This window comes from Paraflavitalea sp. CAU 1676 (assembly GCF_029223285.1).
In the GTDB taxonomy this organism is placed as follows: Bacteria; Bacteroidota; Bacteroidia; order Chitinophagales; family Chitinophagaceae; genus Paraflavitalea.
Window position 1 is genome coordinate 225,134 of record NZ_JARHUJ010000012.1, and the last position, 11,961, is coordinate 237,094.

7 protein-coding genes are annotated in these 11,961 nt (G+C 49.7%); all 7 read right to left on the minus strand.

Annotated elements, in window-relative coordinates:
* Positions 1–84: 84 nt before the first annotated feature.
* The 7 genes from P2H89_RS33080 to P2H89_RS33110 all read right to left on the minus strand — a co-directional run bounded on the left by P2H89_RS33080 (position 85) and on the right by P2H89_RS33110 (position 11,520).
* On the minus strand, positions 85–978 hold the full coding sequence (locus P2H89_RS33080) for a DUF1735 domain-containing protein (RefSeq protein ID WP_275835405.1): 894 nt from the start codon (positions 976–978) through the stop codon (positions 85–87).
* Positions 979–1,006: 28 nt separating this feature from the next.
* Positions 1,007–2,500, minus strand: a complete 1,494-nt coding sequence (locus P2H89_RS33085; protein WP_275835407.1) for a SusD/RagB family nutrient-binding outer membrane lipoprotein — start codon at positions 2,498–2,500, stop codon at positions 1,007–1,009.
* A gap of 21 nt (positions 2,501–2,521) precedes the next feature.
* Positions 2,522–5,698: a SusC/RagA family TonB-linked outer membrane protein gene (locus tag P2H89_RS33090; protein WP_275835409.1), complete on the minus strand. Its 3,177-nt coding sequence runs from the start codon at positions 5,696–5,698 to the stop codon at positions 2,522–2,524.
* 465 nt (positions 5,699–6,163) lie between these two features.
* Complete coding sequence (locus tag P2H89_RS33095; protein ID WP_275835411.1) at positions 6,164–7,363, minus strand: alginate lyase family protein; 1,200 nt, start codon at positions 7,361–7,363, stop codon at positions 6,164–6,166.
* A gap of 5 nt (positions 7,364–7,368) precedes the next feature.
* Positions 7,369–8,190, minus strand: coding sequence for an ATP-binding protein (locus P2H89_RS33100; RefSeq protein WP_275835413.1), 822 nt, complete (start codon positions 8,188–8,190; stop codon positions 7,369–7,371).
* Between the two features lie 40 nt (positions 8,191–8,230).
* Entirely contained in the window at positions 8,231–10,378 is a 2,148-nt protein-coding gene (locus tag P2H89_RS33105; protein WP_275835415.1) for an alpha-galactosidase, read from the minus strand.
* Between the two features lie 275 nt (positions 10,379–10,653).
* On the minus strand, positions 10,654–11,520 hold the full coding sequence (locus P2H89_RS33110) for an AraC family transcriptional regulator (RefSeq protein WP_275835417.1): 867 nt from the start codon (positions 11,518–11,520) through the stop codon (positions 10,654–10,656).
* Positions 11,521–11,961 lie beyond the last annotated feature (441 nt).

Genomic DNA, 11,961 nt, shown 5'->3' on the forward strand with positions numbered 1-11,961 from the left:
AACCCCTAAAACAGCACACTCATAAAAAAAGGCCGGAAGCGATTCCGGCCTTTGCTATAACTGATCCCTTTCCTGAGGTAAACCTTATTCTCTTTGAACCTTCTCGGTAATGATACGGGTGGGGCCCGGTTGGGGATACCCATACTTCAGCCAGAAGGTTTTCGTGGTAGGATTATACGTGTTGTTGTACGTAGCATCGCCGGCAATTGCTGCTACCGTGGCAGTAGTGCCCGAGGTGCCCGGTCCAGGCGCAATGCTTACCGTATTGTCGGCATTTACGGTAAGGATCACGTTGGTGCCCGACAGGTCGCCCAGCGTCTTGATAACGCTTTTAGCGCCCGCTGTAGGAAGGAATTCCTCCTGGTCAATGTCCCGTGGAGCTGATGGGTGCTGGAAGTAACCGGTAACCAGGTAATCACCCTCATAATCGTTCTTCACAAGAATGGCCACCAGGCCGGTCTTCAGGTTGCCACTGATGGCCAGTCCGCCCTTATCGACAGCAGTGATCTCGTAACCAAGGCCCCACTCTTCACCGAGGTAATCCCTTGGTTTCAACTTCACCTGGAGATAGCCTGTATTCGATCCCTTGGGGATGGTAACTACACCGCCCGGGTTCACAACGGTGAACATGTTCGCAGTGGGTATTTTCAGGTTTGCACTGTTGGCCGTATTGTAATCGGTAACGATCTTGTTGTTCTGGGTCAACGTTACATGCACGTCTTCCGAAACCGGCCCCGAAGAAGCTACCACCGGTATAAAATTGAGCGTTGTGTCGTAATTGAGGTTGTCGAAGGCGATCGCGAGATAGTTGCCGGCCGAGGCTGCCGTTAATTTTACCTCCACGAAATTATTCGAGCCGCCGTGAAGCGATTGCACCTCCCGGTTATCGTAGCTGTCGTCCTTTAAGCAACCCACCATGCTAATACCCAGCAAAGCACCAAGGGTCAACAGGGAAAATATTCTGATGGATAATTTCATAAACACTGTTTTAAAATTGATGAATTGATTAGGGCTGCCAGAACAACTTGGAAGTGAACTGGTCTATTTTGCCCTGCGCATTCACGTTTGCACTGTTGGTCGTGTATTCACTTTGTGGATACAACAGGCGGTTGGGCAGTGAATTGGACAGCTTGCCCGGGTTTACCGAAATATATCCCTTGTTGGGTATCATATTCAACCTGCGCAGATCACTCCACGCTTCCAATGGGTTAACACCATTCAATGCAATATATTTCTGATAAGTGATGAATTTGGCTTTAGACAGCGCCGTACCACCGGCATTATCCCAGTCGGCAATGGCCTGGCTCGCCATATAGGTGTTGGCCGCGGTGGTGGCGTTGGGTACCCCTAGCCAGGTGAATGACTCCCGCACAGCATTCTCATAAGCTGTTTGTGCATCGCCGGTCATCCAGCCGCGGGCTATGGCCTCGGCTTCGAGGAACATGCTTTCAAACGAGGTCAGTATCCACTGGGCCTGGGCCGAGCTATTGGCTAACCCCGGACCAAAACTGGAGCTTGCCGCACCCACCGGGTTGCCGGCTGCCAGTCCATAGGTAGTACCCGTAATGGCGCCGCCATTGGCCGGAGCTTTAAAGAAACGGCTGAGCCTTGGGTCCGAAGTGCCGCTCATAAGGCCTACAATGTATTGATTGGCCCTGGTAGCGGTGCTGGCTTCAGCACCGGTAGGAGTGAGACCAAAGTTGGCATAGAAAGGAGATTGCTTGTTAACGGCATTCTGATAGCCCGGGTTAACGTCGATCGATTCACCAGCATGCAAAACGCCGCCATTGGCAACGATCTTGGCGATCTCGGCCGCCGGGTTGAAGCCCGACACTTCCGATTGCCTGATCAGCATACGCAACTTGAGTGTGTTGGCAAACTTGATCCAGAGATCCGTATTGCCGCCATTCACAATATCTGCAGCAGTAAAGGAAGTGCTGGCAGGGGTCTTTAGGTAAATGATGGCCGAGTCGAGGCTTGCCTGCAGGGAACTGTACACAGCCTTGGCATCGTCAAAAGTGGGTTGCGTGTATTTGTCATTCTGGAAGGCCTGTGAATAAGGGATATTCCCAAAAAGGTCAACCAGGTCCTGGAACAATTTAGCCGATAAAACCATCGAGGCGCCGGCAAGTCCCTGCTCGCCCTTAGCCTGTGCTTTTGTTTTCACCTGGTTAAGGTCAAAAAGCACATTGTATTGGTTTTGCCACAAGAGATCGCCGAAGGTAAAGTCGATATTGTACGTTGTTTCATCCTGCTGGATAGCAAAGTCGCCCGAAGCCGACCAATAGCCCATCCAGTTGTCGATGAACTGGAAATTACCGCTCGCCGACCTGGCGCCCGTAGCATGTGCAGCCTGTGGAAAAATAAGTTCGGCTGTAATGTTATCATCCGTCACCCGGTTGGGATCCTGGTTCACATCCAGGTAGCTTTTTTTGCAAGCGCCCGAACCAACCGCCACGGCCAACATGATAACAAACAATTTATGATGTATGGTTTTCATGTATAATCAGTTTAAGTATGATTAGAATTGTACCGCGATCGAACCACCAAATAAACGGGAGGCTGGCGATTGATAAGAACTGGCCAAACCAAATGTGTTACCGGTAGCTGAGTAGTTGAATTCCGGATCGCCCCATTGATTACTATTGGGTACAAACAACAGCAGGTTTCTGCCGATGGCACTCACTGTAATGCGCTTGATCGCAGTTTGATTGCCAAACCACTTCATGGGCAGGTTGTACGAGATGTTTACTTCGCGCAAACGCCAGGCCGCAGCAGAGTAAAAATAATTGGTCGCGATCTGGTTATTGTACGCAGCACCTGTCCAGAAGGTATAGTTGCCGTCTGCTGTTTGGATATTGGTATTTGGTACATATTTCGAACCATCCCAATAAGAGGAATTGGGTACTACGAAACGCTGGCGGCCATATTCGGCACTGCGCTTGGATATGCCTGCAAAATCCATATCACTGCCAAGGCCCGAGTAACCATTGTGACCACCTTTGTAGTCCCAGGTCATGCTAACGCTAAGGCCACCGAGCGTAAAGGAAGGCGTAACGCCGATCACCCACAAAGGCAATGAACGGCCACGTACCACCAGTTCAGAAGCTTGCGAAGGATAACCGGTAACGGCATCAACGATCACCCTGCCCAGAGAATCACGGTTATAATCGGTCAGTTGAAAAGCAAAAGCAGGTTTGCCCACAACCGCAATATTGTTGGCTGTTGGTGAACTTACGGAGTTTTGGATGAAGCCCGCATTACCACCAATCACTACCGGAATATTGTTCAGCGTACCGGTAACCTCATTGTCGTTGTAGGTAGCATTGATCTTGAGGTCGATCCGGCCCTTGCCTACATTAACCAAGGGGCTCAGACCAAGGTCCATTTCCACACCATAGTTCTTGAAGCTGGCAGCATTGGCCAACCCGATCGTATAACCGGTAGTTGAAGATTGGGATACCTGCAAGATCTGGTTGTCCGACTGTTGATGGAAATAAGTGGCTTCAAGGTTGATCCTGTTCTTCAGGAAGCCCAGTTCACCGCCAATTTCAAACGTTTTTACAAACTCGGGTTTCAGGTCGGGGTTCGGAATAGTTTGGTTGGCGGTAAAACCTGCCACATTACCATAAGGAAATCCACCTGGTTGTGAGTAAGTAGACTGCAGCGAATAAACGCCTACGTTCACGTTACCCGATTTGGAATAAGCGGCCCGCACCTTCGCAAATGAGATGAGGTCACTGTTCTTGATACCAGCTACGGCGTCGGAGAGCACAATGGCTGCGTTCACGCCGGGATAGAAGAAAGAACGGTTGTCGGGCAGCAAACGGCTGTCCCAGTCATTACGGCCGGTGAACTCTATGAAAGCCCAGTCGCGGAAACTGAGGCCTACACTACCGTAAGCGGAAAGCAGGCGGCTTTCTGTATTGGCGTTGCTGGGATACAGCGGCACGTTGGCATCACCGCTTCGCACTGCCACATTGTACAGGTAAGGTACCACCAGGTTATTACCACCTACTGAAACATCTTTTGCGCGGTTCTGGCGCAGCATACCGCCTGCCAGGTATTTAATGTTGAAGTCTTTATTGATGTCGTAATCGCCATTCACGAAATAATCCAGGTTTAATGTGGAAGTGAAAGCCTGGTTATCAAACACGTTACCGGGACGATCGGTGTACTGCGTGGGATTGCGGTTGTCATGCGCCCAGTCGGTTACATCTATAGGTGCTGTAGTATTCTTGAAGCTGGTAAAGGCAAGGTTCGTACTGGCCCTTACCGTACCCTTGATCCAGGGGAAGAATTGATAGCTCGCCTCGATATTGCCGATCAGGTCGTCTTCACGGCCTTTTTGGCGCAGATTGCCGATGATCCAGTAAGGGTTTACCGCAAACTCGTTGTAGTAATTGGAGTATTGGGCAAATTTATCGGATTGCCAGTTCTTGTAAGAAGTAAGCGGCACATTGCTCGGCGTCTGCATCACCAGGAAGAAGATACTGCCATTGTAAGCAGGCAACAAACCCGCCATGCCTGCTTCATTCACCACGTCATAGTTCTGGATCACGTAGTTGAGTCCATAGTTAACAGTAAGATTGCCATATTTTTTACCGCCATTGAAGCGGATACTGGTTCTCCGGTTCTCGTCTTCCGGCATCAATCCCTTCACTTTCGCATCCTGGATACCTACATAAAAATCATCGCCCGATAGTGACACGGAGTTCTGATAAGTAATGCCTGTATTCCAAAATTTCTTTTTCTCATTGGCATGCAGGTTCGAATAAGGCCCTCTTTGAATGGAACCATCTTCCAGCGCCACACCTATGTCCTGCATCGAACCATCAAAGCGAGGCCCATATTGTTGGTTCTCATAGGGTACATAGCCAAAATTGCCATATTGGTCGAGTACTTCACCCGCACCGGCGCCAAAGTCTTCCTGAAGCTTGGGGAAATAGGCAACCCGCGCAGCCTGGATGGTGGAGTTGATGTTGACGGTAATCTTTTTGCTGGTTCCCTTCTTCGTGGTTACAACGATCACACCATTTACAGCGTCCGGACCATATATCTGGGCCGAAGCGGCACTTTTCAGAATGGTAAGATCCTGGATGTCATCCGGAGGTATGGACGATAGATAACCCAGTGGGGTGGGAGCACCATCGATAACCAGCATGGGCTGGTTATTGCCGGTAAGCGAACGGATACCACGGATGTTGATCTTCGCGTTCTCAAAGACACCACTATTAGTAGTAGCAACTGATACGCCAGATACCTTTCCGTTTAATGCCTGTTGAACGTTTACGGCCTTTCCTTGAACAAGAGTGCGGCTGTTCAATGACGTGGCAGCATAACCAAGTTCTTTGGCCTGCCGCTTGATGCCAAGGCCCGTGGTCACCACCACCGCAGCCAGTTCTTCATTCGTTTTGTTGAGCGATATCGCCAGCGTAGCACCTTGCCCGGATGTGTTGAACACCCGCGTGCTGTAACCTGATGCACTTACTTCTAATACAGCGTTTTGGGGAGCATTGATCTTGAAGAATCCATTTTCGTCGGCAGCAACACCGGTGGTGGTACCGTTGATCTTCACCGAGGCAAAGGGGATGGGATCACCCTTTTCATCGGTTATCCGGCCCGTTAGTGGCCTGGATTGACACAGTACCATGATACTCAATAGTAATACTACTGGTAGTAATAGAACTTTTCTCATGTTTAATAATTTGATGGTAGAATTTGTTCGGAAAATATTGTAATCTAACGGTTACGAACCGCTGGTAACTAGAAAACAATATGCTCCATTTGACTATTGGACAGATGGTACTTTGAAGATGCTGCGTATCATGATAAGATCATAACTTATTCTTTACATATGTTGTCAACTCGTTATTGTATTGTTATTATCCATTGTTATTTGAAATAGAAAGATTATATTTTTACTATTACGTTATAGCAATCACAGTAACCATTACCCATAAGTGTAGATAAAATGATGCGAATTGTTATCCTACTGTTATTGAGATGTTATGCCGGTTGGAATACAGTTTGAAATAGAATAGGTTGCAGCAGAAATTTGTCATGAAGCCTTATATTCTCATGTGTCATGTATAGTTCCTATAAAGGAAAAGGTCCCTGGTGTTTACCAGGGACCTTTATTATTGCATGAAATCTTCAACAGTTACCGGCTGTACACAAGTACCTCAGCTGGGTCTTTTATCTTGTCTGCCAATGCTTTGGCCCGGCTGCTGTAAACGGGTGCCGCCCACGCCCCGGCCGCCCGCGCCATCAGTAAGAACATATCGTTCTTATTATAAGGGTTGATCTGCTGGTACGGCCAGGCCTTTTCTCCAAAAGCATACGGTGTAAGCCAGTCCAGCGCCTTACGCAGTCCTGCGCCTTTAGACGTAGTATGATCCCACAGGTTCACATTCACCCGCTTAGCCAGCGTGGCCAGCATAAACCAGGCCTGCAAATTATAGGTGCTATACCCCAGGGCGGTCGTACGCTCCAATTCCAACGGCTGCGATCCTTCGGCCGTCAACTGGCTGTCGAGCCTGACCTTACTTTCTTCCGCCAGCGCACGGGCTTGCTCAGTTTTACCACAAAACAGCGCAAAATCAACGGCCTGTACATAAAACCAGGTGCCGTGATTGTTTTTCGCCGCATATTCTTCCTGGCCGTTCTTGCTGCTTAACATCCAGTCAAGGTAAGCATTGTACCATTGTTTCAGGCCCTGTTGATCTGTAGCCTTCCAGGAACCTGAACTACTCAATAAGATAGCAGCATCGGCAATCCCGGTAAGCGCAACAGTCTCAATGATGCCGATACCACGTCCATCATTGATGCCCGGAATCGCCTGTGCATAGTTCAGGTGCGGGTTCATTTTCGTGGTTTCCTCCAGGAACCACACACGCAAAAGCGCCGCAGCCTTGGCAGCATATTTTTCTTCCCCGGTAAGGTACCAGGCCAGCGCCAGGGTATGGGTAGCTTGGTCCAGCTTGCCCAAATGGCTCCGGTCGGTGATCTTGTAGATCTCCGGGTTCCGCACGCCATCCCGGCGCATATAAGGGCGTCCATTCGGCTTCGAACTGTCGTACCAGAAATAAGGCGCCTGGCTCATGTAATCGTGCTTATTACCGCTCACTGGCGTAAAGGCCTTTTCCATCACAGAAACGGGCTTCATCTCCAGTAACGCGTCTGCTTCTTTTACCAGGGCCTCTAATTGGGTCGATAATAGTTTGTCTTTTTTGGCAGATCCTTTAACCTTGGCCAGGTGGTTGCCATCCATTAACAGTACGGAAGGGGTTTGAGAAAAAGCAGGCATGCCTATGAAAAAACCCACAAGCGCAAGCCACAGAACAGGAAGCAATCTATTCATTTTGATTATTTAAGCTGGTAGGCCGCAATCGTCTTGGCAAAAAAGGTCGGTACATACACGATCTTTTTTACAGGGTCGTAACCTATGTCGGCAGTATTTCTTTTTTCAAGATGCGTATCGAGCAGGGTTTCCACTTTGCCATCGGCCTGCACATAGAAGATATACCCGGCCCAGGCAGTCACCAGGTAGTCGCCATTGCCGATCGGTTCAATGCCATCTGCCCCTTGCGGCAGGTCGGCAATTTTAGTGATCTCCTTTTGCGCGTTGGCCTTGAGGAATGATTTACCCGATCCGATGATCAGGTCATTACCCACCGCTTTAAGACCATTTAAGCCGGGCAGGTTCTCCAGGTACAGGTTCAGCACGCCGTTCTCTACTTTCCATACCTTGAACGATTTGGAGTCGGAAACATACACCACACCCTTGTCCGAAATAGTGATGTCGTTGAAGCCGCGAGCGCTGTCGTGCGTAATGCGCTGTTCGATCTTGCCACCGTTGATATCGATCACTACCACCGAAGTATAGTCGGCAACATACAGCTTACCCTTAAAAGCGCCCATGCCTTTAGGGCAATGCAGGCCCATCACCCACGAAGAGTCATAGTCTTTGCCGTTGGTGCTCAGAACGCCAATGCCTCCTTTCCCATCCGCCTCCCAGGGCGCACCATCGATCAGACTTACCAATACTTTATTTTGTTTGGGAAGCAACAAGGCAGATTCCGGTACGGCAACGATCGAGTCCGTTTCCCATATCTTTTCCAGCGAATGTGATTGGGCCTGCGCACCGGCAGTGATCAGGCAAAAGATAGCAGCTAAGGTTTTTTTCATGATGCAAGGTGTTTAAAGTGAAGCTGAAAGATACTGCACATTATTCTTCGGTCAGTTCAAAAATATTGCTACTCAAGGGAGTGATCCTGCCGGGCGCCAGGTTCAGTCCCACCTGCATCAGGTATTCACCCGTCAATACTTTATCGTTGTCGGGTTGGGCCGATTTTGTATCAGGCAGCAGGTTGATCTCGCGCAGGCGGTATTTCTTCTGCGGATCGAGTCCTTCCAGCTTTACCCGGCCAAAAATATCCTTGCGCCGCGTTTGTAATAAATAGTTGTAAAGGATCGCACGTTTCCGGTCGCCCGAAACATACATTAATACAGCCCTGGGTTCATCATAAGGCGAAACCAACCGGTAAAGATCCCCCTGCCAAACTACATCACTAATGCGTTGATAGGTCTTTACCGCCTCGCGGCTAAAGGCCAGTTCCACCGGCGTGAAATTATTCACCCGGATATCATAACCCAGTTTGCCCATCATCGCCACATCAGTGCGAAACTTGAGCGATTGTTGTTTGCCCATACTTGTTACGTGGGCCGAGATGGTATTCGATGGAAAGAAATAAGAATAGCCCCATTGAATGAACACCCGCTCCAGGCCATCGGTATTATCACTCGGCCAAAACTCTGTAAAGTATTTCAGCGCACCATAATCGGTACGACCGCCGCCACCCGCGCACAGCATAATGGGTAAATGAGGGTATTTAATGCGAATGCGCTCCATTACCTTGTACAAACCGCGTGTATAGTCGATATATAGATGAGATTGTTTTTCTTTCAGGTAAGGAGAATAAGCATTCGTCATGCTGCGGTTGCAATCCCATTTAATGAAAGCAATGCCCGGGTTCTTCGTCATCATATCATTCACGATGTTGAAAACGAAGTCCTGCACCTGCGGGTTTACCAGGTCCAGCACCAGCTGGTTCCTGCCATAATGCTCTTCACGGTTGGGCAATTTCAGTATCCAGTCGGGATGTTGCCGGTAGAGATCACTCTTAGGATTCACCATCTCGGGCTCCAGCCAGATGCCGAATTGAATACCTTTCGCAGCAGCTTCCTTCACCAGGTAGCCCAACCCCGAGGGCAGTTTCTTCTTGTCTTCCTGCCAATCGCCCAGGCCGGCCTTGTCATCATTGCGTGGAAAGGAATTGCCAAACCAGCCATCATCCAGCAGAAAAAGGTCTACACCCAGTTTCTTCCCTTCATCAAACAACTCCACCAGCCGGTGCTCATCAAAGCTGGTGTGCGTGGCTTCCCAGTTATTCAATAAGGTGAGGCGGCGTTCTTTACCGTCCAATACGCCATAACTACGGGCCCAGCGATGCAGGTTGCGGCTGGCCTGGCCCTTGCCTTGATCGGTCCAGGTAAAAATGAAAGCAGGCGTAGTGAAGATTTCACCCGGAGCCGCATAGTATTCCGAAGCAAAAGGGTTGATGCCGCTGCGCATGCGCAGGCCATTGCGTTGGTCAACCTCAAAAGTATATTGGAAATTGCCGGTCCAGGCAAGTGTACCCGCAATGAGTTCGCCGGCTGTTTCGGTCGACTTCCCATTCAGCGAAAGCAGGAAAGCCTGCGTTTGGTAAAAGTTGGTGCGCGTGCCCAGTTTGCTTTCGATGGTCTTGATGCCATTCGTCAGCGGTTCTTCCACGATATTGACCTCCCGGGCCCAATCGCCATGAAATTGCGTAAGCCAGTACGCGTCGGCATTGAAATGGAGCAGGGAAGAGGCATATTGGGTCATCATAACCGGCCTCTTTTCCCGGTGCTGGATCACCGCCCAGCTCTTGATCACATCACTGGCGCCAAAGGCTGCATAGTGAAGTGTTACCTCAACCGGGTAAACCGGGTCTTTCAACAACACCGAAGTTTCCGACACATCGCCATTTTTGACAACGGAATGCGACACATACTTCAGCTCCAGAGATGCATTGCCATCGTTGTGCACCATCCTGAGGGCCGGTTCAAACTGGTTGTCCATCCCCGCCGTTAAATAGGCTTCGCGCCCTCCGCCAGGGTAGGCGCCCGCCACCAGTTTCCTGCCCAGATACGATTGCAGTAAACGCTGGTTGCCGCCCACCGTCAGCACCAGGGCTGTGTGGTCCGTCTCGATCACGATGGGTTGCACCTGGGCAGCAAGGTGGCAGGAGAGACATACAAACAAAACAAAAGGTAAAAGCCGCTTCAGCATAGAATGGGGATTGATAAAAAGGAGCAAGTAAGCAACAACGTTCAATATATAGCTGCGTTGCCTTGGCTACCTATTCAATATAATTGGCCGGTCTCCTTAAAAAGCTCGCCCAAAAGTCTTGTGCCGCTGTATCGGCAGTTGAACTTTTGGGCGAATGAAAAAGCAGATCCTGGAATATAAATATCGAGATCAATGATCGTTTCAACTGAACGGGCGTTAGTGGCGCAGGAGCCTTTTTGCTTTGCTCCCTCAAAACCGCCGGCCATTGCGGGTCATCAGGCAATAAATTCCTTTTGATAGCTCAGCGGGCTCTTGCCGGTGATCATCTTGAAATACTTATGAAAGCTGGTGAAATTATTGAAACCGCTTTCGTAACAAAGTTGTTTGATGCTCAGGTTGTTTTCGATGAGCAGCTTGCAAGCCTGGCCCACCCTGATCTCGATCAGGAATTGCGAATAGGTTTTGCGTGTTCTGGATTTGAAGTAGCGGCAAAAAGAATTGGGGCTGATGTTGGCCACCGCTGCGATCTCTTCCAGCTGGATCTTCCGTTTATAGTTTTTCAGGGAGTATTCGTAAATCGCATTCACCCGGTCGTTCTCCGCATCCACCAGGTCGTGTTTGAAACCGATGGAGGATAACGTGGAAAGTTGCTTGCAATCAGCTATGATGTTGAGCGCCTCCATCAGGATGATGATGCGTTCGGAGCCGTCGGTCTTTAGAAGACGCTCCAGCAGTTCGGCCACCTGTTGCCGCGTTTTGCCGGTGATCTGCAAACCGCGCCGGGCCTTCTCCAGCACACTTTTGATGGCGATATTTTCTGGCAGGTGCAGGAATTGCTCGCCCCAGAAATTCTCGCAGAAATGCGCTACGCGGATATCGGCCTGCAGGCGCGTGTCCTCCTCGAAGAAAAGGTCGTCGAAACGCCAGTAGTGGGGCAGGTGCGCGCCTACCATCACGATATCGCCCGATTTGAACCGCTTGATGCTGTCGCCAATGAACTGGGTGCCTTCTCCCTTCTTGAAATGGATCAACTCAATCTCCGGATGGTAATGCCAGCGGTTATTGACGTAGGGAACAAGGTCACGGCGCACGCTGAAAGAGTGGCGTGGCCCTGTCGATACTTTAAGTAGTTGCGGTCGCATGCAAGTGTTTATTTGAAGTTCAAGGTGATTTGTCGCTAGGTACAGTCCTGGAATAAGGCTTACAGAAAACGTTTTTTTCGGAAAAACAGGTCGTTTTTTCCGGAAAATATCCCGAAACTATTGCGGAGGAGAACCAAAAGAAGATCGATGGGGAAGTGTCGGGAATACGCAGTATCCCGGCAAAATAGTATCCGCACCGCGGAGGGTGCGCAAGGAGCGTAGTTGCCCCTGTAATACGGTCGCGTCGGCCATCAGGCCCGGGCAGAAAACCATGGCAAGCAAATTTGAATGAACAGAAAATAGCATTTAGTAACCTGGTACAAATTGGATATTTTTTTTCAATGCAACATCAACTGCAATGCACTTTATTTATGCAAACGTTTTCGAAAATCAGGACAGTTCAGGATGCTGGTTTTCGATGCGTAAGCCCAGGGTTGCCCA

Bases quoted from the DNA above. Each gene is read 5' to 3' on its own strand.
- P2H89_RS33080 (WP_275835405.1), bottom strand. From the start codon at position 978: ATGAAATTATCCATCAGAATATTTTCCCTGTTGACCCTTGGTGCTTTG.
- P2H89_RS33085 (WP_275835407.1), bottom strand. From the start codon at position 2,500: ATGAAAACCATACATCATAAATTGTTTGTTATCATGTTGGCCGTGGCG.
- P2H89_RS33090 (WP_275835409.1), bottom strand. From the start codon at position 5,698: ATGAGAAAAGTTCTATTACTACCAGTAGTATTACTATTGAGTATCATG.
- P2H89_RS33095 (WP_275835411.1), bottom strand. From the start codon at position 7,363: ATGAATAGATTGCTTCCTGTTCTGTGGCTTGCGCTTGTGGGTTTTTTC.
- P2H89_RS33100 (WP_275835413.1), bottom strand. From the start codon at position 8,190: ATGAAAAAAACCTTAGCTGCTATCTTTTGCCTGATCACTGCCGGTGCG.
- P2H89_RS33105 (WP_275835415.1), bottom strand. From the start codon at position 10,378: ATGCTGAAGCGGCTTTTACCTTTTGTTTTGTTTGTATGTCTCTCCTGC.
- P2H89_RS33110 (WP_275835417.1), bottom strand. From the start codon at position 11,520: ATGCGACCGCAACTACTTAAAGTATCGACAGGGCCACGCCACTCTTTC.